This is a genomic window from Enterococcus sp. DIV0170, assembly GCF_051710765.1.
GTDB lineage: Bacteria > Bacillota > Bacilli > Lactobacillales > Enterococcaceae > Enterococcus_A > Enterococcus_A raffinosus.
In genome coordinates this window covers 759217-784922 of sequence record NZ_JBIOLG010000002.1, presented here as the reverse complement: position 1 = coordinate 784922, position 25706 = coordinate 759217, and the positions used below count along the sequence as shown (strand labels likewise).

Genomic DNA, 25706 nt, shown 5'->3' with positions numbered 1-25706 from the left:
GAAGCAGGAGTGTACAAATTCATGATTTACTTAATCCCGAATTGGAAACAGGCGGACAATAATTTAGAGAATGACCGGATTTTAAATATTACAAGACTTTTTGCAGAAAGTGGCGAGCAATACAAATTATTTTTATTGAATTATCTGCCCTTTTTAAGGTATAAGGCGCAGGAGTATTCATTGCTTTCTGACTGCTACTGGCGAGCTTATGATGTCATTCAAAACGTTTCCTTAGAAGAAGGGCATCCACTGAGCATAGAGGACTTATGCTTTCCAAAGGATGTCGAAAGTGTCTATACCCCTTTTGGGATGGTGCTTCTTCAAAACAATCAATCCTATGGGGAAGTAACCTATAACAAGTATGGCTGTATTGAGCGTGTGAAATTTTTTGAATCAGATGGCTACTTCATTGATTATTACGATGACCGTGGGTTTTTATCACAAAAAGAATTCGCATCAAAATCAAATAAAATATATAAACGAGAGTATTTCAATGAGTACGGTGAAAAAACAGTCACAGAGCTCCTAGGTGATAATCCGGAGATAATCATCGAAGAAGCAGGAAACGATCAATTGAAAAAGACCAAATTTTTCACAATGGATGAGGTCGTATCGGCTGTTCTGCAAATAGAGTTTGAGAAAAACAAAAAGAATGACAAGAAGATTCTCACAACGACGGACGAGGATGTACTTAAAGCGACACAGGTTCTTCAGGAGAAAGAATCACTTGTTCGAATTGTCTCAGATGACAACGTTCTTCGTGAGTATAATAGAGAACTTTTTATAAATTGCATGAAAACTGCAAAGTCAATTGTCACAGACACATCCGCCAAGCATCGAGAGCTACTTTCAGTAAGAAAAGCTTATCCAGCATTAAGCAACACCTCAATTCATACTATTCCAATGTTCAATACCGAATTGGATTTAGGAATGAGTAATTCAGTTGCGCAGCTGATTATGTATTGGCGAGCAACTCAGTTATCGGATGTTTTATTTGAAGCAAATGAGGTTTTGATTAAGAACCTAATCAGCAATACCAAGTACAGTTTAATTATCGAAGTGAGCACAATACTTGATCAAAGTAAATTTCAGGAACTTCAAAAAGATTTTATTGATGGTTACTTTGATGTCGATAGTGAGTCTGAAGATTTTAAAAAAGCAGCACACTTTATTGAAGCTAAAAGGACGAAGCATTTGTATAAGGCAGATGAACTTGCTATTGAAGAAATTCGAAAAACGGATTTATGGAAAAATTTGGTAAAAGCAATTGATGTTTATAATCGAATCGAATTTCGAGTTCAGCCAACACTTTTGTCCATTAGAAATGATTTTCAGAGAACAAGACTTTATATCGATATCAGTGATAAATACGATTTACAGATGCAGTCATTGGCGATCAGCGCAGGGATCCCTCAGATTACGAAAGCGAAAACTGATTTTATCGAAGACTATAAAAATGGTCGTATTATAAGGAGAATCTCTGAACTAGAACCAGCATTGAGTTACTTTTTAGAAAATTTAAGTAACTGGAACAATGCGTTAGTTAAAAATGTAACGATAATTGAGGATTTTAGTCCACAAATCATACTAGAAAAATGGAGGCAGGCGTTGAATGGCTAAGAAAATTAATCTTTTTCACATCGGAAAAAAAGCAGCAGAGAATGTAGATCAGCTGTCCTCCAAATTTCAATACAAGTGGTTGCCTAGTAATTATGATTTTTCTCAAGATGAAAATGAGACAGGGATATTTATTGAGGGTCAGTTTAACACAGCTTTTGGAAGAGCTATTTTTATTTTAGAATCGCATGCGGAACTTCTTGTATCAAATAGTCATTTATTAGTACAGTTGCCTGCTTATCAAATTTTTTACGACAACGAGGCAGTTATTTCGAGTGAAATAGAAAAAATACTGACCTTAAAGCAAGCCATTTCTGTTGAAATGAAGGAAATGGGCCAGGTTTTTCAATTTATCAATCAACAGTACTTAGTTAGACAATCCGGCTATAAATTGTCAAATGACTTTATCAAAGTGCAACCGAATTTTGATGGAACTATCCAAAAGTGTGGAAATTCCTACGTGGAGCTAAATGGAAATTTTTCAAAAGAGTTTCGACAAGTAATTTCTTGGAAGATGACAAATCTCATCAAAGCAGATGAAAAAATGGAGTTTTTTTCGGAGGTAGGTGTTCTTTCAGGAGAAATAGAACTATTATTCAAAATATTTCTAGTGAAAGAGAATACTTCGCAAGTTGTTCAAGTGATTGAAGTTCCATTAGCTCGGCTTCAGCAAGGAGAAAAAGTTACTTTTAAGGAGCAGGTGAATACGTATATTAACGTTTCCTTGTATGCGCGAGGAGGTACTGGAAAACTTCGAGTTAGTCAAGTACACGTTCGGAAAGCATTAGCAGATAGTAGTTCAATGATTCCTGGTGGAAAAAAAATCATTGATTCAGAAAATCTAACGGGAGAAGTTTTCTACTATTTTAATGCGGGAGATTTGAAACCACCATTAGCCGTTTACTTCTCAGGTTATCGACCTGCGGAAGGATTTGAAGGGCGAAGGATGATGAGCAGCATGGGAGGAGGCCCCTATATGTTGATTGCAGATCCTAGATTAGAAGGTGGAAATTTTTACTTAGGCAGTAAGGCCTTTGAACAGAAAATTGTCGAGACTATTCAGGATAAATTAAAGCTTTTAGGATTTACATCTGCGGACCTCATTTTATCTGGCTTATCTATGGGAACATTTGGTGCCCTTTATTATGCAAGTGATTTAAGACCGAATAGTGTCATTATCGGTAAACCATTAGCCAATATTGGAACAATTGCATTGAATGAACGCGTTTTAAGACCGAATGGGTTTCCAACTTCTTTAGACATGCTTTTTTACAATACTGGAGAATCATCCATCCAGGCGGCAGAAAGATTGAATAAAAAGTTCTGGGATAAGTTTTCTGCTGGAGATTATAGTCATACTACTTTTGCAGTGGCGTATATGAAACAGGATGACTATGACAAGGATGCCTTTCCGCAACTTTTTAAGGTATTAAAAGAGAACCGTTCTACTGCCAGAGTGTTGTACAAGGGGCTAACCGGCAGACATAACGATAATAGTACCGGAATAAATAAGTGGTTTTTAAAACAATATCGAAATATCTTATTCAATAGTTTCCAAAGAATCATGGATGATTTTGAATAACAAGCGGGGTGAGGTCTTGGAAAATTTTTACATGATAAAGTGGGGAACTGATTTTAGTGACAATTATAATTACGGAGCTAGAATAGAGCTGTTAAAAAATGATTTTGTTCGTTTTTCTTCTCCATTTATGCCCGCAGGAACGCCTATAAAAGTATGGCAGTCAAAAACGGAATACCACGCAGATCGAAAGTCGCCTATGCTTCCTATTTTAATGAACGGAAAGGAATACAGAATAGTGTTGGAGGCAGAGTTTGATAATGCTGATGCAGGTCAATTGACCATTGAATTTTTTGATGTCAATCAGGATTTAATTGATAAAGTTCATTTTCAAGATTTAACAGGAAACTTTACTTATCCAGAGAACGCTGTCACGTACAAGGTTCAGCTGGTCAATAAAAAACATGAGCTTATTATTTTTAAGTATTTATTGATTTTTAGCGAGCCGCTCAAGGAACAATATGATTTCAAATTAAACAAGAATTTAAGTGTTCTTTTTTTTAAAGCCAAGCATTCCTATGAAGGATTAAAGACGACGGTCGTTGTTTTAAAAAATTCAAGGTACGTGACGAGTTTAGAGATAAACGAGTACAGAAATTATTTTTTTCTATTGAGTAATGAATCGGAAGGCGATTGGCTAGAAGCAGCAACCTATGTAGTGGATCGACTTCAATCAATCCCTAAAAGCTCACCGATTGAGATTAACAGAGGTCTTCGTTTCAATAATTTGGATCATAAAAATCGAGCGTTACCATATATATTAGAAAAACTCATACCTAGATGCAAAATGCACGAGATGCCAATAAACACAGAGAATCGTTCTGCTCTTTTGAAGGAAAAAGCATTTTTGAATCATTATCAAACCACTATTTTACAGGCAATTGTTTCGATTAAGAAAAGAAATTCGTCGTTTGTGGACATGTCCACATCTCGTGATTCTGCAAATAGTCAGAAAAACACGATCAGGAGGGAAGGATAAATGAACTTTTTTATAAATAAAGCAATGGGGATTGGAAATTCTGGTGTGGAGCATGCACAGTTTTATCGAGCAAAATGTTTCGAAAAGGTTCAGCTTCCATATAAATATGTATTTGTGGAGCTGGTAAAAAATCTACACGAAGCCATGGAAGCTTGGCGTATACCAGATAACAAAGTCATTAACATGTGGGAATACTTTGTTTTTGGAAATGAGTATTTAAAAAAAGGAGCAACAAAAACATATGAACACAAAGAGGAGATTCTTCTAGATTTTACAAATACACATCGGACGAAAGAGACAATCACATCGTCTGGGATGTTTATTGTAGAACATTTGGAAAAATCGCCAAGTAAAAAAAAGGAAAACTTATTATTAGTCTCCACGTATAAGACGGAAATATTTGATTATAAAACGTCGGAAAGAAAAGTAATGTTTGAATACATCGATGATAAACACCGAGGAAAGCTGATCAGTAATATCCATCTTTTTGATTTCGAAGGAGAACATTTATTTTTCCGAACAGAAGTATTGCTGCAGCGTTTCTTCTTTGAGTGTTTGGCTAAACAATTTTCAGGAGTCAAAAATTATTTTGTTGATCGTGGGCAGGAAGCTGAATCGGCATTATTTAATCATAAGCCTGAGGGAACAAATATTATTGAAATTATTCATGCAGACCATCTCTCAGATCGGGATGTTCCTTCTGCCCCATTATGGAATAACTATTATGAGTATCTATTGACGCATATGGGGATGGTTGATCGAGTCGTTGTGGCTACAAAACTTCAAAGGGAAGATTTATTAATAGATTTTCCCAAGGAAACTGGAAAAATTTGCGCGATTCCAGTTGGAGGCATCCGAGATCAGGCTATTCAACAAGAAAGCGAACCTTTCAAAAATAAACCGATTCAGAAGTTTATCACTGTCTCGCGTCTGGCATCAGAAAAGCATATCGATATTGTTATCAAAGCGATTTGTGATGCTAGGAAACAATTTCCAATGATTTCTTTAGATATTTATGGTCAGGGTGGAGAAGATAATAAGTTGCGCGAAGTAATCAAAGAAATGAAGGCGGAGACTTTTGTAAAACTAAAGGGACATTCCAATCAAATAATTCAAGTCTATCCAAATTACGATGCCTTTATTTCTGGTTCTTATTCTGAAGGGTTTGGCCTAACGTATATTGAAGCATTAGATGCAGGATTGCCGATTGTGACTTTTAAAGCGAGATTCGGCGCGTTAGAACTAGTAAAAAACGGAGTGAATGGATATTTAAAGGATTTTTCTCGTACAGATGAAGAATACAGCCGTGAACAACTGAAGGAGGGAATTCTTCAATTGCTGAAGGCAAATCATCAAGAAATAGTCAACAATACAAGAATATCGGTTAGGGACTATCAGGATTCAATTATTGCGAACCAATGGAAGGAGCTTATCAATGGATTATGAGTTAGTGAGTGTAATTAAACCAACAAATAATATCTGGCAAAGCCAAAAAAAGCGATTAATTACTAATAAGGGAAAAGTTATTTCACTTTCTCCTAGCCCGACATTTAACAAGTTAAAAGAATCTGAAGGCGTTGAAGGAATAAATCTTTTAGATCATCTCACTCAACGAAACCATCATTCAGATGCCTTTCTCTTTTTTAATCAAATTCCAACAGTTTCAACAGCGGAAGTTTATATGAATGAAGATCGTAGTATCTCTGTAATTAATGATGGAGATGAAATCGGACAGGTCGTGACGTACCCAGAAACACGCCGCCATGTGAAAGAAGTTAACTATCTGAATAGGGATGGTACGACAGATTTCATTGAAGAGTATGCAGATGACGGAGCACTTTATAGCAATATTCATTTTTTTAACGACGCTGTCCAAGAAATTGATTTTTTTGATAGTCAGCAACATCCGATTGTCCAATATTTTTTTTATGAGGGACAAATTAACTTAGTGACTATAAGAGATAAAAATACAGGAAAGGTTTCTAATAAATATAGCAGTCTTGTCCAGTTTTTAGCGGATCAAGTAGCAAATATTGTTACTGAAGAAGACCGTGTGTCGATCGCTTATATGGGATTGGAACTTTTTTCGTTGTCCCAAACAAAGTCGGACAATGTGCTCTATTTGAGCGAATCTCCCTTTACTAATACCGGTGATATTAAGGAAAACTTATTGAGCATACTTGAGAATAGGATTTCTTATATCAAAGAAGTAAAGATGTTAAAAACACAGTACCAAAAATTGACAAATAAAAATGTTTGTTTAGATAAAGTAACTATTATTGATTAAGGAGTTTCTAACTATGACGATTCCAGCAGAAAAAGTTTTCAAGAAGATTCAAGAGCTAGTCAATGAAAATCCTGATTCGCTGTTAAATTTTGATCAGGAACAAGAGAGAGCAGAAACATTGCTAGAGCAGCAAAAGAAACAATTAACAATCATGCAGGCGATCAACGAACAAATCAAGCAATTAGCTGGTAGCCAAGCAGCGATTGATCAAATTAAACAGCTAAAAACAGATTTTAATGGTCTTTTCGAAGAATACAAACAAGAATATGCAGCACTACAAGAAATATTGTTAACGTTGAGGGTCTCATATGATACCGAAAAGATCATCGCTAAGCAATACGTTATTAACGAAAATGAAAAAATTATTTTGAGTATCGTGAATGAAATAGAAAAATAGCCCCTCAGGTTAAACGCTTTTTTTGAGGACATGAAGGAGAGAAAATAATGGATACAGTGATACCAGCAGACGAGCTTTTATTAAGTATGAATGAAATGATAGAAAAGCATTCATCGTCCTTACTAGATTTTGCAACGGAGCAGAAAAATGCGTCAGATATAGTCACTAAGCAGCATGATAAGGTGAATCAGTTACAAAAGCTGCATCAAGAAATGACGAACATGCTTAATCAATCAGACACAACTATTGAAACTATTAAAACGATGAAGGAGTGTTTTAATCAGGTTCATAAAGAATACATGGATGAATATCTTTTGTTGAAGGAAATTTATTTAACAATTTCGGTGTCATTTAAGACGGAAAAAGATGTTTTGAAACGTTGCTTTTTTGTAGAAAGTGAGCAGGCTCTTTCTAAAATTATAGAAAAGACCACTGATCAAAATTTACAGATTGCTCAATTAAGTGAAAATATACAGGTACTTGGAGAAGCATAGGGTCCTTTTTCGATACAGTGAAAATGGAACTCTCTAAAAAGGATCCCTCTCAACAAATTTTATATCCTTTTAGAGAAGATTTTTTAGGAGGGCAGCAAATGAAAAAAGATCAGTTATCACGAGAGATAGAAGAAAAATTTAAGCAGGAAAGCAATAAGGTTATAGATAATGCTGAGGATAAGGACAAACATTCTAAATTGCTGACTATTATTATTTCAGTAATTATGTCCAGTGTTATCTTAGGATCACTTGTCTATTCTTTGATTGAGTCAATTGGAAGGTAAGTATGTAATTAATCCTTTTGCATGATAAAAGAATAGACGATAAGTGGAGAAATAGTTTTACTGTTGAGTCTGAGGAGCGTGGAATGATGAAAAGTAGTCTTTTGAGCATTTGCAGATTAATTAATACGATGAATCCAACTCTGACCGAACCACAAAACTCGGTTGTAGCGGTAAACATTGATCGAGAAGCGATCGAAGAAATACGGAAAAGAAAAGGAATTCCAATTCGAACACTAGAAAGAAAGATTAATCTTTCAAAATCTAGATATTACCGATGGCTGCGGTATCAAACAGATTTACCGCTTGAATTGGTGATGGGACTAAAAAAAGTTTTAAATATGTCAGATCGAGAATTATTAAACCTATTTGTTTCTTCTACAGATGAACAGATTCAAATGTTGGGATTAGTAATTTATACCTCTCTATCGAACAAGGAACGAGAGTGTAAACAGTTTTTAACGCTCCGTAAATCGTTAGAAAAATTTCGTAATGCTAGTGAAGATAATATCTCCTATAAGCTTATATTAACGTATGCCGATTTAGTAGTGCATTGTTGTTACGGGAATGATTCTAGTCAAGAAGTAAAACAAATTGCCGATTATTTTTCATCTATTGATTACTTCACAATGTTTGATATTTTGCTTTATTTAGCAACTTTACGGGTGAATCTGAATTTTTCTTGTTCCAATTCAGTGATGGAGAAAGAAAGTATTATCCTAGAAAATAGCATACTGAAGAAATTTTTGAAAAATCAGTCAAATGAGTGGAAAGATATTCTTATTGGCTGTGTGATTGACTTATCTTTATGTTTTGTGGATATGAACAATCATAAACAGGCGATTAAGTTGTTGAATAAGGCGACATCAATTCTAAAGCAACAGCATGGTGAAAATCTGCAAACAAAAGAAATTTTTCAATTTTTAGCTTATCTATATGTAAAGAAAGATATTTCTAGTGAGGATGTCGTCATTCAAAAAATCAAGTCCGATATGGCTAATTCGTCCTTTTATTTACCAAGAAATGAATTTGATTTCTTCAAAAATTTAACTATCAAGGAGAAATGTGTCTTTGAATAAGTGGGTAACCTATATTGTGGAAGGCCAGTCTGTCGATTCAGTTTCTAAAGCTAGAGGAGATGTAGCGACCGTAGCTGAGTCAATTGGTTATAACAAACTGTACATCTATCGTTACTTCGATGAGCGAGAAGATGAAAGAGCCCTGACAGCAAGAATTGATGGAATTACAGCTGGAGTAGCTAAAGGAGATTTAATTGTCTATCAATATCCTAGCTATAATCAGTTTCAGTTTGAGCAAACCTTTGTTGATCGAGTAAAGCAAAGAGGTGCAAGACTTGTTTTATTGATCCATGATTCTGAGCTGCTGAGGGATAATAGTTTCCTAAAAGAGATTCATTTGTTTAATAAAGCAGATATGCTTATTACACATGGAGAAAAGATGGAAAATAAGCTAAGAAGTTTTGGCATTTTGACGCCAATGATAAAAAAAGAACTATTTGATTATTTAATAGATGAGCATCAGATACTGTTCACTTCTTCGCTTAATCGTTCACTTGTCTTCGCAGGAAATCTACAGAAGTCTGTATTTTTAAAAGACTGGAGATATCAAACAGGAATTGATGCTTTTGGGCTTAAGGGCGATATTCCTTTGGGTGAGACGGTAAATTACAAAGGTGTGTATTCTCAGCCTGAGTTACTTAGACGAATACCAAAGGACCGATTTGGAATTGCTTGGGACAACGATTTATTCCAGGGAGGAAACTATCAAGAATATACAAAGTACAATTCGCCGCATAAGGTTTCATTGTATTTGGCGTTAGGTCTTCCTGTAATTGTGTGGCAGGATTCAGCGATAGCAGATTTTGTAGTGAAATACAGACTAGGTTTTGCCATCAGTTCGTTGTCCGAGATTGATCCATTAATGGCAGGCATTGAAGAGGATGAGTTAAAACAATTAAAGCAACGGGTGAATCGATTCGGCTGTCTATTAAGAGAAGGACTTTTTACAAAACAAGTTTTAATTCAAGTAGAGCACGATATTCTTCTTAAAGAAATGGAGTAAATAGAATGACGATGATAGGCTTAGAAAACGAGCTTGAAACTAGCAAAGCTACGTTAAATGAACTACTACAACGTATCGATACGCTCGTTGAAGTTCGAGATGTAAAGATCAGTGATTTAACAGAACTAATTTCAGAAATAAAAACTATGAAGAACATAACTTTGGATAATTTTTTTCAAGTGAGAGAAAGCATTGATCTATTAGCTTCAGAATACACTAAAATTGATGAACTCTGTTGCTACATTAATGGCTTCACTGCCTGCTATGACCAAGTAGAAGAAATGGTAAAAGATGTTGAAACGATCTCGGTAATGATTGAAAAGCAGGAGGAGCAGTTGCGAACTCTTTCTGCATCAATTTTAGCGTCAGAATAATAAGAAGTTAGTTGTTTTAAGAATGGAATGGCGTAATAAAGACTATTGGAGGAGCTTATGGTGAAGAATATAATAGCACTAGATATTGATCAGTTTAGAGTGGGGATATCTAGCACAAATTATAAAGAGATTTTTAGTTCAGTGTATTCAGGAGTAAAAAAAAATTCCTGGAAACCGTCTTTTTTTAACAATCAGACAACAGATATAGAAGGGAGTGAGATTAAACTACCCGACATGTCCGAGACCATTTTATGGGGGATCAAGAAAAGGCAGAGTCGACGGACAAACGCCTATCATACGTTTGGAGATGTTCTTGAACAAATAGAAGAAGTTGATTCGCTTAATCTAGTTAGAAGCGCCATTTCCTATCTAGCGAAAAATCGTCGTGATCTGTTTGATGAAGTGGAAGAAGATCAGCTTAAGTGTTCCATTTTCATAGGAGTAAATTCTAAAAGTTCAAAGGAATTAATGGAAAATGAACAGCATTTTGAAGGATCATTTGAGACCACTGTAGATGGCAGAAAGCTATCTATCATTATAGAAAAAGCTGTACTTGTGCCAAAAACCTTTTGTTCAATATTGGAAATTGAACACGGACAGTATTATAAACATGATGAAGGAAAAGTTCGCGTGTTTGATGGTCTTAACTATGTCATCGACGTGAGTGACCACCATGTAAAATGCGATGTGTATGATAATGGAGAATTAATTAAAAGCGAAAATATTTCACATGGTATTTATGAATTCTCAGACCGTATCGTACAGGAATATAAGACAAACTGTGTTCAAACGGACAAACGTCCGCTTCAAATTGATAAAGATATGGTTTATAACGTTATTACAAATAGTGAATCACTGCTTGTTGTTAACGGCCGCCAACAAATCGATTTGACTGATTTGGTACGTGAGGAAACGAATGAGGAAACGAAGAAAGTATTGTCTTATTTAACAAAGGATAGTGATGTTCAGTATGCAGATAATGTCATTATCAGAGATTTGGAATCAGGGATTATTAATCAAAAAAGTGTGAACCGGTACTTAGAAAGCTTTGGTTTAAATTGTGTACAGCTAGACAATAAAAGTGCATGTGGGATTTATAGTTTTGGAACGATTTTTTTAGGAGACAACTTTCGCGATCGTCATGAGAGCAAGGAAGAGACGCAATCAGAAACAATTTTATCGCTATCGGATTCAGAATATTCAGAAGAAAATGATACGAAAACTGAAAAAAGTATTGTATCGGTGTCTGATGAAGGAGATTCAGACTTAGGGACGGTAAGCGATCAAGAAGTGGAGCCAGCTTCTATCAGCGAGACTATGCTTGAAGAAAAACCAACAGAAACTACAGATGAAGTAGCAGATATTTTAAAAGAACAAGCTGACCTGTTAAGTTCATTGGTTGGATTTGATGACAATCCTTTATAGGTCGTAGAATGAGGCGTTTAATTGAAATGATAAAGAAATCAGTAATTAGTTGGTTGCTAGTATCGATTTTTTTGCTCTCAGGCTGTTCTTCCGAGTGGTCCACTACAGCAAATTCCAGCTTGGAAAAGGAAGTAGCACATTTAAAAACTGAAAATTCTAAACTAAAAAAGAAACTAGCAGAAAACAAACCGTTGAAGAAGGAAGAATCAACAAATGAGGATTTACGCTTCACAGAGGAGGTAAAAACTTTCTCGAATAATGAAAGCATTGAGTTTGGCGATGGAGAGAATAAGTTGGCTGAAATGAAAATTGTGGAGGCCACCACGAAACCTTCTTCCTTTCCTAAAGGAATGAGGGAATTGGAAAACTATAATATCGAGCGTATGGTTGCAGTGACAATTGAGTATAAAAATATTGATATGGACACTCCATTTTTGCCCTACTTGCAATCTTTTCAAGCTTTTTCGAAAGATGGCAAACGATTGACACCAGTAAATCAGCAAAAAGGTCAAGATGAGGTTCCTAAAGGAAAATCGAGTACCACTCAAATTTTTTGGGAGTTACCAGTAATAGGTTCTGATTTCAATGAAGTTGAAATTGATTTTGTTTCAGGAGATCAACGAGTGGCGACCTTTGCACTAAATGTTAGCCATTAGTTATATTAAAAGGCCCGATCCTCTAAATGAGGATCGGGCCTTTTAATATAATTATCAGATTACGGAGAAGGAGGGATTTGAACCCTCGCACCGTGTTAACGATCTACACCCTTAGCAGGGGCGCCTCTTCAGCCACTTGAGTACTTCCCCAATCGACTATTTTATTATAAGCAAAAAAAGTTGGACTAGTCAACAACACAGCAGATATCTAAAAAATAAAGTTTATGTTATTTTAATTTTTTTTTCATTTATGAATACCTTTGTTAGTTCGCTAAAAAAAAGAACTACTATTGTTTTAGCAGAAAATGTTATTACTATTCTGGAATGGAAGATTATTTTTTATTGATGAAATTTTTTTCGTAAAATGAATCACATTTAAAATATTAGTTATCTATTAATTAGAATCAATAGAAAGTTAGGGATAATATTCTTAGATAAAAAACTTATTTCCCAATATTGATACATTTTAATCTACTTATAATGTTCTGTGAGATAATTCCTTCAGCACCACGGAGAAACACAACAAAATTATATAGAAGAAAGGGGAGTTGTGCTTAATTATGAGTCGTAAAAATAATTTGTATAAGCTTTTGAGATCGAATAAAAAAGAGCGATACAAGATGTACAAGAGCGGGAAACATTGGATGTTTGCTACTATTACTGCTTTTACTAGTGTGCTAGGAGCTAGTACTTTAATCACACCAGATGCACATGCAACATCCACTAGTCCTGATGATACAGGTATGGAAATTGATACAGATGAGGTACTCGCTAACCAGAATACCGCTCAGATTCCAGCTTCATCTACCCAAGATAGTACAGCTGTAGTAGATTCGGAAAATATCACAAATTCAACTACAGTGGAATCTGAGAGCACTACAGAATTATCAAGTCAAATAGAATCAGAAAGTACGACACAGTCAGAGAGTCAAACAGAATCAGAAACGACCTCCGAGTCACAAAGTCTATCCGAATCAATGAGCGTATCTGAATCAATTAGTTTGTCGGATTCGACGAGTCAATCTACTTCAGTTAGTGAGTCGATTTCAACGAGTGAGCTTGCTGCATTGGATGAAAAGCAGTCAACAAGTATTTCTGATTCTATGAAAAGTTCAGAATCTTCTAGTATGTGGGTTTCAACCAGTTTGTCCGAATCAATGAGCAACTCTGTTCAACGAAGTGCGACAAATTCATTAAATGAAGCAAAGAGTAAGCAACCTTCTGTTCAAGAGCAAAGTAAAACCGATACTAATAAGGCCAAAGAACTTTTTGATCAAATTACTCCAAATGGTACAGAAGTAAAAGTTGATTCAGCAACGAAGGAACTCGTTTTTACTATGAAAACCGGGGTGGCACCAAGTACTGCTTTAATTCATGCCGCACAAAAATATGCGGCTGCCAATGACTTAATTGCGTATTTCTCCGTTCGAGGAGCTAATGGAAAGTCTACGAAAATCAATGTTTCCTCAGATCCAGATATCAATCGTGAGGATTTTGAAGATGCGATTAACAGTGGGCAAACACCTAAAAATCCGACCTCTGTTACGGTAACAGCTTCTGATCAGGTTACAAATAAGGAGGCATACAAACAAACAGCTATAGCTAATGGAACCTATGCGGCGGTAAATGATTGGGCGACGTTAAAAGCAGCGTATGGGGATAATTCTATAACCTATATTGAAGTAACTGCTGATTTTTCTGCAGAATCTGGCGTAGCTGTTCGAGATTTAGGTTGGCGTCAAAACGGAATAATCATAGATGGTGGCGGACATACTGTAAACATGGAGCGTGCAGCGTTTAATGTGGGTACGTCTTCCACAACGAGAGGATCAATATTTACTATTACCGATATTAATTTGATCCACTGGCAAAGTGGGACTAATAGTGGTGATAGTACAGCGGCCGATGGAGTAATTGATTCACGAAACGCGACTGGCGGATATGGTTATTGGAATTTCAATATTAATAATGTAATCCTTAAAGGAAATGGTGGCACTACCACTAGTGATTCAGGACGTCGTTTATTAGATGCTGAAGACAGCAAGGTTACTCTTTCGGGTACAGTTAAGGCTGACGTAAAACAAGAGTTAATGCAGATAGGTCAAGTTGAGATAGTTAATGGGGCACATGTCGAGTTAAATCGAACAGTGGGCACAACTGGTTACTCTATGTTCTACTTTATGGGAATTAGGGCTAATAATGCAGCAGATACAGGATTTGACCATACGTTTACAGCCGGAGACGGTGCGACAATTATTGGTAATGAATTAAGTACGTATAATTCTAATAACTATCCGCTAGTTTATTACGGTTATAACGGAATATTAGTAGGGGACAATGTTAATTGGACACAAGATGGGTTTCAAATGCTGTTGGACTTAGATCGTTATACTGGTAGCAATCGAAGTGGACGTACAGTTACATTCGGTCAAAATTTGAAAATGACTGCAACTAGAACAGTTGGAAATAATTCATTGTATGCAACAAATAATTCTACAGTAACCTTTAATGCAGGGACTATTTTAGACTTGCAACAGTGGAATAATAATACCGTTGTTCGTACAGATAGTGGCTCGAAAATCATTTTTATCTCTCCGAAAGCACTACATTTAGCGAGATTAACGAGCTCTGGAGCGGTGACTAATGGTGCAATATTCACTGGAGCGGGAACATTTACCATGAATAATTCACAAATTAGTACCTGGCAAGGGAGCGATTCACAAGCAGCGACACCTAATGGAAATCGAAATAATAAATTTGCTGAAATGACTATTTCAGGAAGTACAACTACTATTAAGGATACTGCTGGAAACATAACTACATCTAATATTGTTGATAGTAGTACTCGCGAATTAGCAACTGTAGCCATAGATCCAGGTACTGTAAAAGTTAATTATGTAGATCAGTATGGAAACGTCATTAAAACAATTGACGTTCCTATCGACAAAGATGCGAATTACATTGGGCAGTATATTAACTTAGTAAATAAAGATTACGCATTAACAAACATGCCGCCGAATTATATGTGGGCAATCGCAAGCCAAGTTCCAGCTTCTGCATTGGTAGATAAACAAAGTGGCGGAGATAGCACAACAACGGCTGATGATGGTGATGCTTATGGACAGGCGAACGTGGCCATTGTTCCAATGGAGGGCACAGAATATGTTTACAATATTTACGTTTATGGTGTTGAAAATAATAATGTTCAATATCAATACGTAGATGCTAAAACAGGAATGGTGATATCCGCGGATTACTTGAGCTCAGGACAAGAAGCGTCGGGGACGAACTTACCACCTGCGAACTATGGAAATATTATTGATTGGTTAGATACGTACTATACTACGACTAATGTAGCTTCAGGGTATCATTATGCAACTGGGGCTGAGCTGAATGGTTTTGTGCAACCAACTTCAACAACTGTTGGAACAGATGCTACTTTGGTTACAATTTATGTTGTAGCAGATATTCAAACCGTTAACGTAACTTTTGTTAATTCAGATGGGACTCCTTTAGTAGGTCAAGTTCCAACGGTTTCGATTAATGGAACATCAGGAACTGAAATTAGTTATGCGGATTTGGTATACGGTTATCTAACTGAGGCAGGTTATTATGCAGATGCAAATGGTACATTTATTTTTGACTTTACAGCGAATGGAACCAATACAACAGATGCCGAACCACAAACTTTAACTATCACATTGTATCCTGACTATCAATTGGCTGGGGTCATCTCTAATACCCAACCAGCTACTGATCCAGCAACCGGTAATCCTTATGACCAATTACCGACGAGTGTTTCTGAGGGACAATACGGTGCAGCCGGTGTCTCCAATGGGACAATTGTTTTAGGTGTAACGGATGCAGATTTAGTTAGAAATGGATATATCTATACAGTGACTGGTCCAGATGGACAAGTTTATGCGACATTAGCTGAGGCTTTGGCAAATAACAGTTTGTTTGATACAACTTCAAACAATGGTATTTCAACGGATGGTTCACCACAAGCCTTCACTGTAAATTATGAGGTCGATCCTGTGTCTGAATCAACGTCAACATCAGAAAGTGAGTCTACTTCTAGATCAGAGAGCGAAAGTAGTTCTATTTCTAACTCAGATTCAGATAGTGAATCCACTTCACTTTCACAATCTATATCAGAGAGTGAATCAATTTCAGAATCCGAAGACTCCACGTCTGAATCAATTTCGGAATCTATATCAGAGAGTGAATCAAATTCTAATTCAGAAAGCGAAAGTATTTCTTCCTCCGAATCTGTGTCTAAGAGTGAATCGTTGTCAATTTCAATTTCAGACAGTGAATCTGACTCTAATTCAGACAGTGAAAGTGAGTCTACATCTGAATCGCTTTCTACAAGTGAATCTATCTCTAATTCAGACAGTGATAGTGATTCCTTATCGGCTTCAATTTCAGAAAGTGAGTCGAATTCAGACTCAGAAAGCGAAAGTTTATCAATTTCGGAATCTATATCAGAAAGCGAATCAAATTCTAATTCAGAAAGTGAAAGCAAAAGTATCTCCGAAAGTAGCAGCACATCCGAAAGTATTTCCAACTCTGAATCACTATCTCTTTCAGTGAGTGAAAGTATTTCAGACAGTGATAGTGAGAGTGATAGCAGCTCTATTTCTGATTCCTTAAGTGACAGTGAGAGCAATAGTACTTCGAATAGTAATAGTACATCGGAGAGTATTTCCAATTCTGAATCACTATCTCTCTCAGTGAGTGAAAGCTTGTCAGAAAGTGATAGTAAAAGTACAAGTGAGTCCATTTCTAATTCACTTAGCAATAGTGAGAGCGAAAGTGGCAGCTTGTCAGACAGTGAGAGCACGTCAATTAGTATTTCCAATTCTGAATCGTTGTCTATTTCGATAAGTGAAAGCCTAAGTGAAAGTGATAGTAAAAGTACAAGTGAGTCTACTTCTGATTCACTTAGTGATAGTGAGAGCGAAAGCGGTAGTTTATCAGACAGTGAAAGCACATCAATTAGTATTTCCAATTCTGAATCGTTGTCTATTTCGATAAGTGAAAGTGATAGTAAAAGTACAAGCGAGTCTACTTCTGATTCACTTAGTGATAGTAACAGCTTAAGTACATCTGTCAGTGACTCAAATTCAATCAGTACAAGTATTAGCACAAGTGAAAGTCTAAGTGTAAGTGATTCAAGATCCGATAGCACAAGTGTGAGTGATAGCGAAAGCAATAGCTTAAGCACGTCACTAAGTGATTCGAACTCAATCAGCACCAGCATTAGTACCAGCGAAAGTGCAAGTATCAGTGATTCGATCAGTGCATCAATCAGTGAATCTATTTCGACAAGTACGAGTGATTCGGCAAGCGAGTCAACCAGCTACAGTGGCAGCACATCAGTAAGTGCGAGCGACAGTACAAGCGATAGTACGTCAATCAGTGATTCGAATTCAATTAGTACCAGCGAAAGTGCAAGTATCAGTGATTCGATCAGTGCATCAATCAGTGAATCTATTTCGACAAGTACGAGCGATTCGGCAAGTGAATCAACAAGTTACAGTGGCAGCACGTCAGTAAGTGCGAGCGATAGTACAAGTGACAGTACGTCAATCAGTGATTCCAGATCTGATAGTACAAGCGTAAGTGATAGCGAAAGCAGTAGCTTAAGCACATCACTAAGTGATTCGAACTCAATCAGTACAAGCATTAGTACCAGCGAAAGTGCAAGTATCAGTGATTCGATCAGTGCATCAATCAGTGAATCTATTTCGACAAGTACGAGTGATTCAGCAAGCGAGTCAACCAGCTACAGTGGCAGCACATCAGTAAGTGCGAGCGACAGTACAAGTGATAGCACGTCGATCAGTGATTCCAGATCCAATAGTACAAGCGTAAGTGATAGCGAAAGCAGTAGTTTAAGTACCTCAATCAGTGATTCGAATTCAATCAGCACCAGCATTAGTAATAGCGAAAGTGCAAGCATTAGTGATTCAATCAGTGCATCAATTAGTGAATCTACTTCGACAAGTGCGAGTGATTCGGCAAGTGAATCAACCAGTTACAGTGGCAGCACGTCAGTAAGTGCGAGCGACAGTACAAGTGATAGCACGTCGATCAGTGATTCGAACTCAATTAGTACCAGCATTAGTAATAGCGAAAGTGCAAGCATTAGTGATTCAATCAGTGAATCCATTTCGACAAGTGTAAGTGATTCGGCAAGCGAGTCAACAAGTTACAGTGGCAGCACATCAGTAAGTGCAAGCGATAGTACAAGTGATAGTACGTCAGTTAGTGATTCCAGATCAGACAGTACAAGTATCAGTAACAGCGACAGTACAAGTGACAGCACGTCAATCAGTGATTCAAGATCCGATAGCACGAGCGTAAGTGATAGCGAAAGCAGTAGCTTAAGCACATCACTAAGTGATTCGAACTCAATCAGCACCAGCATTAGTACCAGCGAAAGTGCAAGTATCAGTGATTCAATCAGTGCGTCAATTAGCGAATCTATTTCGACAAGTACGAGTGATTCGGCAAGCGAGTCAACCAGCTACAGTGGCAGCACATCAGTAAGTGCGAGCGACAGTACAAGTGATAGCACGTCGATCAGTGATTCCAGATCCAATAGTACAAGCGTAAGTGATAGTGAAAGCAGTAGCTTGAGCACGTCAATCAGTGATTCGAATTCAATCAGTACAAGTATCAGTAATAGTGAAAGTGCAAGTATCAGTGATTCGATCAGTGCATCAATCAGTGAATCTATTTCGACAAGTACGAGTGATTCGGCAAGCGAATCAACCAGCTACAGTGGCAGCACATCAGTAAGTGCGAGCGACAGTACAAGTGACAGTACGTCAATCAGTGATTCAAGATCAGAAAGCACAAGTGTGAGTGATAGCGAAAGCAGTAGCTTAAGCACATCACTAAGTGATTCGAACTCAATTAGCACCAGCATTAGTAATAGTGAAAGTGCAAGCATCAGTGAATCTATTTCGACAAGTACGAGTGATTCGGCAAGTGAATCAACCAGCTACAGTGGCAGCACATCAGTAAGTACGAGCACAAGTACAAGTGATAGCACGTCAATCAGTGATTCGAATTCAATTAGTACCAGCATCAGTAGCAGTGAAAGTGCAAGTATCAGTGATTCGATCAGTGCATCAATCAGTGAATCTATTTCGACAAGTGTGAGCGATTCGGCAAGTGAATCAACCAGCTACAGTGGCAGCACATCAGTAAGTGCGAGTGACAGTACAAGTGATAGCACGTCAATCAGTGATTCAAGATCCGATAGCACGAGCGTAAGTGATAGCGAAAGCAGTAGCTTAAGCACATCACTAAGTGATTCGAACTCAATTAGCACCAGCATTAGTAATAGTGAAAGTGCAAGTATCAGTGATTCGATCAGTGCATCAATCAGTGAATCTATTTCGACAAGTACGAGTGATTCGGCAAGTGAATCAACCAGCTACAGTGGCAGCACATCAGTAAGTGCGAGCGACAGTACAAGCGATAGTACGTCAATCAGTGATTCGAATTCAATCAGTACAAGTATCAGTAACAGTGAAAGTGCAAGTATCAGTGATTCGATCAGTGCATCAATCAGTGAATCTATTTCGACAAGTGTGAGCGATTCGGCAAGTGAATCAACCAGCTACAGTGGCAGCACATCAGTAAGTGCGAGTGACAGTACAAGTGATAGCACGTCAATCAGTGATTCAAGATCCGATAGCACGAGCGTAAGTGATAGCGAAAGCAGTAGCTTGAGCACATCACTAAGTGATTCGAACTCAATCAGCACCAGCATTAGTACCAGCGAAAGTGCAAGTATCAGTGATTCAATCAGTGCGTCAATTAGCGAATCTATTTCGACAAGTACGAGTGATTCGGCAAGTGAATCAACCAGTTACAGCGGCAGCACATCAGTAAGTGCGAGCGACAGTACAAGTGACAGTACGTCAATCAGTGATTCAAGATCAGAAAGCACAAGTGTGAGTGATAGCGAAAGCAGTAGCTTAAGCACATCACTAAGTGATTCGAACTCAATTAGCACCAGCATTAGTAATAGTGAAAGTGCAAGTATCAGTGATTCAATCAGTGCATCAATCAGTGAATCTATTTCGACAAGTACGAGTGATTCGGCAAGTGAATCAACCAGCTACAGTGGCAGCACATCAGTAAGTACGAGCACAAGTACAAGTGATAGCACGTCAATCAGTGATTCGAATTCAATTAGTACCAGCATCAGTAGCAGTGAAAGTGCAAGTATCAGTGATTCGATCAGTGCATCAATCAGTGAATCTATTTCGACAAGTGTGAGCGATTCGGCAAGTGAATCAACCAGCTACAGTGGCAGCACATCAGTAAGTGCGAGTGACAGTACAAGTGATAGCACGTCAATCAGTGATTCAAGATCCGATAGCACGAGCGTAAGTGATAGCGAAAGCAGTAGCTTAAGCACATCACTAAGTGATTCGAACTCAATTAGCACCAGCATTAGTAATAGTGAAAGTGCAAGTATCAGTGATTCGATCAGTGCATCAATCAGTGAATCTATTTCGACAAGTACGAGTGATTCGGCAAGTGAATCAACCAGTTACAGCGGCAGCACATCAGTAAGTGCGAGCGACAGTACAAGTGATAGCACGTCAATCAGTGATTCAAGATCAGACAGCACAAGTGTGAGTGATAGCGAAAGCAGTAGCTTAAGCACATCACTAAGTGATTCGAACACAATTAGCACCAGCATTAGTAATAGTGAAAGTGCAAGTATCAGTGATTCGATCAGTGCATCAATCAGTGAATCTATTTCGACAAGTACGAGTGATTCGGCAAGTGAATCAACCAGCTACAGTGGCAGCACATCAGTAAGTGCGAGCGACAGTACAAGCGATAGTACGTCAATCAGTGATTCGAATTCAATCAGTACAAGTATCAGTAACAGTGAAAGTGCAAGTATTAGTGATTCGATCAGTGCATCAATCAGTGAATCTATTTCGACAAGTACGAGTGATTCAGCAAGCGAGTCAACCAGCTACAGTGGCAGCACATCAGTAAGTACGAGCACAAGTACAAGTGATAGCACGTCAATCAGTGATTCAAGATCCGATAGCACGAGCGTAAGTGATAGCGAAAGCAGTAGCTTAAGCACATCACTAAGTGATTCGAACTCAATTAGCACCAGCATTAGTAATAGTGAAAGTGCAAGTATCAGTGATTCGATCAGTGCATCAATCAGTGAATCTATTTCGACAAGTACGAGTGATTCGGCAAGTGAATCAACCAGTTACAGTGGCAGCACGTCAGTAAGTGCGAGCGACAGTACAAGTGATAGCACGTCAATCAGTGATTCAAGATCCGATAGCACGAGCGTAAGTGATAGCGAAAGCAGTAGCTTAAGCACATCACTAAGTGATTCGAACACAATTAGCACCAGCATTAGTAATAGTGAAAGTGCAAGTATCAGTGATTCGATCAGTGCATCAATCAGTGAATCTATTTCGACAAGTACGAGTGATTCGGCAAGTGAATCAACCAGCTACAGTGGCAGCACATCAGTAAGTGCGAGCGACAGTACAAGCGATAGTACGTCAATCAGTGATTCGAATTCAATCAGTACAAGTATCAGTAACAGTGAAAGTGCAAGTATTAGTGATTCGATCAGTGCATCAATCAGTGAATCTATTTCGACAAGTACGAGTGATTCAGCAAGCGAGTCAACCAGCTACAGTGGCAGCACATCAGTAAGTACGAGCACAAGTACAAGTGATAGCACGTCAATCAGTGATTCAAGATCCGATAGCACGAGCGTAAGTGATAGCGAAAGCAGTAGCTTAAGCACATCACTAAGTGATTCGAACTCAATTAGCACCAGCATTAGTAATAGTGAAAGTGCAAGTATCAGTGATTCGATCAGTGCATCAATCAGTGAATCTATTTCGACAAGTACGAGTGATTCGGCAAGTGAATCAACCAGTTACAGTGGCAGCACGTCAGTAAGTGCGAGCGACAGTACAAGTGATAGCACGTCGATCAGTGATTCGAACTCAATTAGTACCAGCATTAGTAATAGCGAAAGTGCAAGCATTAGTGATTCAATCAGTGCATCAATCAGTGAATCCATTTCGACAAGTGTAAGTGATTCGGCAAGCGAGTCAACAAGTTACAGTGGCAGCACATCAGTAAGTGCAAGCGATAGTACAAGTGATAGTACGTCAGTTAGTGATTCCAGATCAGACAGTACAAGTATCAGTAACAGCGACAGTACAAGTGACAGCACGTCAATCAGTGATTCAAGATCCGATAGCACGAGCGTAAGTGATAGCGAAAGCAGTAGCTTAAGCACATCACTAAGTGATTCGAACTCAATCAGCACCAGCATTAGTACCAGCGAAAGTGCAAGTATCAGTGATTCAATCAGTGCATCAATCAGTGAATCCATTTCGACAAGTGTAAGTGATTCGGCAAGCGAGTCAACAAGTTACAGTGGCAGCACATCAGTAAGTGCAAGCGATAGTACAAGTGATAGTACGTCAGTTAGTGATTCCAGATCAGACAGTACAAGTATCAGTAACAGCGACAGTACAAGTGATAGCACGTCAATCAGTGATTCAAGATCCGATAGCACGAGCGTAAGTGATAGCGAAAGCAGTAGCTTAAGCACATCAATAAGTGATTCGAACTCAATTAGCACCAGCATTAGTAATAGTGAAAGTGCAAGTATCAGTGATTCGATCAGTGCATCAATCAGTGAATCTATTTCGACAAGTACGAGTGATTCGGCAAGTGAATCAACCAGTTACAGCGGCAGCACATCAGTAAGTGCGAGCGACAGTACAAGTGATAGCACGTCAATCAGTGATTCAAGATCAGACAGCACAAGTGTGAGTGATAGCGAAAGCAGTAGCTTAAGCACATCACTAAGTGATTCGAACTCAATTAGCACCAGCATTAGTAATAGTGAAAGTGCAAGTATCAGTGAATCTATTTCGACAAGTACGAGTGATTCGGCAAGTGAATCAACCAGTTACAGCGGCAGCACATCAGTAAGTGCGAGCGACAGTACAAGTGATAGCACGTCAATCAGTGATTCAAGATCAGACAGCACAAGTGTGAGTGATAGCGAAAGCAGTAGCTTAAGCACATCACTAAGTGATTCGAACTCAATCAGCACCAGTATCAGTAACAGTGAAAGTGCAAGTATCAGTGATTCAATCAGTGCGTCAATTAGCGAATCTATTTCGACAAGTACGAGTGATTCGGCAAGCGAGTCAACCAGTTACAGTGGCAGCACATCAGTAAGTGCAAGCGATAGTACAAGTGATAGTACGTCAGTTAGTGATTCAAGATCAGAAAGCACAAGTGTGAGTGATAGCGAAAGCAGTAGCTTAAGCACATCACTAAGTGATTCGAATTCAATCAGTACAAGTATCAGTAACAGTGAAAGTGCAAGTATTAGTGATTCGATCAGTGCATCAATCAGTGAATCTATTTCGACAAGTACGAGTGATTCGGCAAGTGAATCAACCAGTTACAGCGGCAGCACATCAGTAAGTGCGAGCGACAGTACAAGTGATAGCACGTCAATCAGTGATTCAAGATCAGAAAGCACAAGTGTGAGTGATAGCGAAAGCAGTAGCTTAAGCACATCACTAAGTGATTCGAACTCAATCAGCACCAGTATCAGTAACAGTGAAAGTGCAAGTATCAGTGATTCGATCAGTGCATCAATCAGTGAATCTATTTCGACAAGTACGAGTGATTCGGCAAGCGAATCAACCAGCTACAGTGGCAGCACATCAGTAAGTACGAGCACAAGTACAAGTGATAGCACTTCAATCAGTGATTCAAGATCAGAAAGCACCAGCGTAAGTGATAGTGAAAGCAGTAGCTTAAGCACATCACTAAGTGATTCGAATTCAATCAGCACCAGCATCAGTAACAGCGAAAGTTCAAGTATCAGTGCGTCAATCAGTGAATCTATTTCGACAAGTGTGAGTGATTCGTCAAGCGAGTCAACAAGTTACAGTGGCAGCACGTCAGTGAGTGCGAGTGACAGTACAAGTGATAGCACGTCGATCAGTGATTCCAGATCAGACAGTACAAGCGCAAGCAATAGTGAAAGTGCGAGTCTATCAGCAAGTTATAGTGGAAGTACGTCAGCAAGCATAAGCGAAAGCACAAGCTTAAGTACCTCGATTAGCGCAAGCGAAAGAAGCGAATCGCAAAGCTACAGTGGCAGCACGTCAGTAAGTGCAAGTGAAAGTACAAGTGATAGCACATCAACGAGTGACTCAAGATCGGATAGCACAAGCGCAAGTAACAGTGAAAGTGCAAGCCTATCGGCAAGTTACAGTGGAAGTACGTCAGCAAGCACAAGTGAAAGCACGAGCTTGAGTACCTCAATCAGTGATTCAAACTCAACAAGCACGAGTACTAGTCTTAGTGATAGTACAAGCACAAGCACATCAATTAGTGATTCGAGATCGGACAGTACTAGCATTAGTAATAGCGACAGTACAAGTTTGAGCACCTCAATCAGTGTAAGTGAGAGAAGCGAATCGCAAAGCTATAGTGGCAGCACATCAGTAAGCGCGAGCGACAGTGCAAGTGATAGTACGTCAATCAGTGATTCAAGGTCGGATAGCACAAGCGCAAGCAATAGTGAAAGTGCGAGTCTATCAGCAAGTTACAGTGGAAGTACGTCAGCAAGCATAAGCGAAAGCACGAGCATGAGTACGTCAATCAGTGACTCAAACTCAATCAGCACGAGCATTAGTAACAGTGACAGTACAAGCTTGAGTACCTCAATTAGTGCAAGTGAAAGAAGCGAATCGCAAAGCTATAGCGGTAGCACGTCAGCAAGCACTAGCGATAGTACGCGCAATAGCTTAAGTACAAGCGAGTCAGCAAGTATGAGTAGCAGCGCTTCAATGAGTGCGATTGCTCCGACTTCTGTAAGCACGTCGACAAGTAGTCGTGGAGGTACTACAGGATCAACGCCAAAATCACAAATTGGTGGTTCTGGATTAGCCTCTTCAGGGGGAGTATCACGCACAACGAGTTCAGGTGGAACAAGTTCTTCTGGAAAAGAATATCCGAAAACTGGTGAATCACTTGAATCAAGTTTACAACTTTCATTCGTTGGGTTAGCAAGTGTCCTTGCAGCAATTGCCTTAATGAAAAAGAAAGATGAAGAACAAAAAGACTAATATTCATAAATGAAATAGGTACAGGGTTCAATTGATCAATAATTGAACTCTATACCTTACTCAATAATTGAAAACGGCTTTTTATCCAAAGGAAATTTTCCTTTGGATTTTTTATAGTGTGCCAGGCAAAGCAACTAATTAGGTGGTGAAAGTCCACTGCGAGGGTACACATCGACCAATCGCTTGAGAAAAGCAAGGTGGCATTTGTGAATATGTGACTGAGGGAAGCGTGTATCAAAGTCTTGGCTCGACGAACAGAATGATACCAAGGCTCGGTAAGTGGAAAAGGTTCCTATACAAACTAACGTCCAAAAGATGTGCGTAAACTTATCGGGTAAA

Annotated in this window: 14 protein-coding genes and 1 tRNA gene; 14 read left to right on the top strand and 1 reads right to left on the bottom strand. The window is 38.4% G+C overall.

The features are described 5' to 3' along the window. Nucleotides 1-21 precede the first annotated feature (21 nt). The 13 genes from asp1 (at nt 22) to IGI50_RS19300 (ending at nt 12171) form a co-directional block, all read left to right on the top strand. Nucleotides 22-1620: an accessory Sec system protein Asp1 gene (gene asp1, locus IGI50_RS19360; protein ID WP_438778176.1), complete on the top strand. Its 1599-nt coding sequence runs from the start codon at nt 22-24 to the stop codon at nt 1618-1620. Then, on the top strand, nt 1613-3199 hold the full coding sequence (asp2, locus tag IGI50_RS19355; protein WP_438778175.1) for an accessory Sec system protein Asp2: 1587 nt from the start codon (nt 1613-1615) through the stop codon (nt 3197-3199). The genes asp1 and asp2 overlap by 8 nt, the downstream gene beginning before the upstream one ends. A 16-nt stretch (nt 3200-3215) precedes the next feature. Continuing rightward, nucleotides 3216-4175, top strand: a complete 960-nt coding sequence (gene asp3, locus IGI50_RS19350) for an accessory Sec system protein Asp3 (RefSeq protein WP_438778174.1) — start codon at nt 3216-3218, stop codon at nt 4173-4175. Beyond that, complete coding sequence (locus tag IGI50_RS19345; RefSeq protein ID WP_438778173.1) at nt 4176-5621, top strand: glycosyltransferase; 1446 nt, start codon at nt 4176-4178, stop codon at nt 5619-5621. Next, nucleotides 5611-6462 carry a hypothetical protein gene (locus tag IGI50_RS19340; protein WP_438778172.1) on the top strand — a complete coding sequence of 284 codons (852 nt, stop codon included), beginning with the start codon at nt 5611-5613 and terminating at the stop codon, nt 6460-6462. The genes IGI50_RS19345 and IGI50_RS19340 overlap by 11 nt, the downstream gene beginning before the upstream one ends. A gap of 13 nt (nt 6463-6475) precedes the next feature. Then, complete coding sequence (locus IGI50_RS19335) at nt 6476-6859, top strand: hypothetical protein (RefSeq protein WP_010744225.1); 384 nt, start codon at nt 6476-6478, stop codon at nt 6857-6859. A gap of 47 nt (nt 6860-6906) precedes the next feature. Continuing rightward, nucleotides 6907-7353: a hypothetical protein gene (locus IGI50_RS19330; RefSeq protein WP_438778171.1), complete on the top strand. Its 447-nt coding sequence runs from the start codon at nt 6907-6909 to the stop codon at nt 7351-7353. A gap of 98 nt (nt 7354-7451) precedes the next feature. Further along, nucleotides 7452-7637, top strand: coding sequence for a hypothetical protein (locus IGI50_RS19325; RefSeq protein ID WP_010744227.1), 186 nt, complete (start codon nt 7452-7454; stop codon nt 7635-7637). An 83-nt stretch (nt 7638-7720) separates the two neighbouring features. Further along, complete coding sequence (locus IGI50_RS19320) at nt 7721-8713, top strand: helix-turn-helix domain-containing protein (protein WP_438778170.1); 993 nt, start codon at nt 7721-7723, stop codon at nt 8711-8713. Beyond that, a complete protein-coding gene (locus IGI50_RS19315; RefSeq protein ID WP_438778169.1) occupies nt 8700-9716 on the top strand; it encodes a sugar transferase in 1017 nt (338 codons plus the stop codon). The genes IGI50_RS19320 and IGI50_RS19315 overlap by 14 nt, the downstream gene beginning before the upstream one ends. Before the next feature lie 5 nt (nt 9717-9721). Continuing rightward, nucleotides 9722-10090, top strand: a complete 369-nt coding sequence (locus tag IGI50_RS19310) for a hypothetical protein (protein ID WP_010744230.1) — start codon at nt 9722-9724, stop codon at nt 10088-10090. A 57-nt stretch (nt 10091-10147) separates the two neighbouring features. Next, a complete protein-coding gene (locus IGI50_RS19305; protein WP_438778168.1) occupies nt 10148-11515 on the top strand; it encodes a hypothetical protein in 1368 nt (455 codons plus the stop codon). A 26-nt stretch (nt 11516-11541) separates the two neighbouring features. Continuing rightward, nucleotides 11542-12171 (top strand): hypothetical protein, encoded by a 630-nt coding sequence (locus tag IGI50_RS19300; RefSeq protein ID WP_438778167.1) that lies wholly within the window; start codon nt 11542-11544, stop codon nt 12169-12171. 62 nt (nt 12172-12233) lie between these two features. On the opposite strand, the gene IGI50_RS19295 is transcribed toward IGI50_RS19300, so the two are convergent. Then, nucleotides 12234-12321 (bottom strand) — tRNA-Ser (locus IGI50_RS19295). A 410-nt stretch (nt 12322-12731) separates the two neighbouring features. On the opposite strand from IGI50_RS19295, the gene IGI50_RS19290 reads away from it, so the two are divergent. Beyond that, the gene (locus IGI50_RS19290; RefSeq protein ID WP_438778166.1) at nt 12732-25367 is read left to right on the top strand and encodes a KxYKxGKxW signal peptide domain-containing protein; all 12636 of its coding nucleotides are present in this window, start codon (nt 12732-12734) and stop codon (nt 25365-25367) included. The last annotated feature ends 339 nt before the right edge of the window (nt 25368-25706 follow it).

What these genes read in the sequence shown, in the direction of transcription:
- IGI50_RS19310 (WP_010744230.1), top strand. Translation starts at nt 9,722, where the DNA reads ATGACGATGATAGGCTTAGAAAACGAGCTTGAAACTAGCAAAGCTACG.
- IGI50_RS19345 (WP_438778173.1), top strand. Translation starts at nt 4,176, where the DNA reads ATGAACTTTTTTATAAATAAAGCAATGGGGATTGGAAATTCTGGTGTG.
- IGI50_RS19300 (WP_438778167.1), top strand. Translation starts at nt 11,542, where the DNA reads ATGATAAAGAAATCAGTAATTAGTTGGTTGCTAGTATCGATTTTTTTG.
- IGI50_RS19320 (WP_438778170.1), top strand. Translation starts at nt 7,721, where the DNA reads ATGATGAAAAGTAGTCTTTTGAGCATTTGCAGATTAATTAATACGATG.
- IGI50_RS19335 (WP_010744225.1), top strand. Translation starts at nt 6,476, where the DNA reads ATGACGATTCCAGCAGAAAAAGTTTTCAAGAAGATTCAAGAGCTAGTC.
- asp1 (WP_438778176.1), top strand. Translation starts at nt 22, where the DNA reads ATGATTTACTTAATCCCGAATTGGAAACAGGCGGACAATAATTTAGAG.
- IGI50_RS19340 (WP_438778172.1), top strand. Translation starts at nt 5,611, where the DNA reads ATGGATTATGAGTTAGTGAGTGTAATTAAACCAACAAATAATATCTGG.
- IGI50_RS19330 (WP_438778171.1), top strand. Translation starts at nt 6,907, where the DNA reads ATGGATACAGTGATACCAGCAGACGAGCTTTTATTAAGTATGAATGAA.
- IGI50_RS19325 (WP_010744227.1), top strand. Translation starts at nt 7,452, where the DNA reads ATGAAAAAAGATCAGTTATCACGAGAGATAGAAGAAAAATTTAAGCAG.
- asp2 (WP_438778175.1), top strand. Translation starts at nt 1,613, where the DNA reads ATGGCTAAGAAAATTAATCTTTTTCACATCGGAAAAAAAGCAGCAGAG.
- IGI50_RS19290 (WP_438778166.1), top strand. Translation starts at nt 12,732, where the DNA reads ATGAGTCGTAAAAATAATTTGTATAAGCTTTTGAGATCGAATAAAAAA.
- IGI50_RS19305 (WP_438778168.1), top strand. Translation starts at nt 10,148, where the DNA reads ATGGTGAAGAATATAATAGCACTAGATATTGATCAGTTTAGAGTGGGG.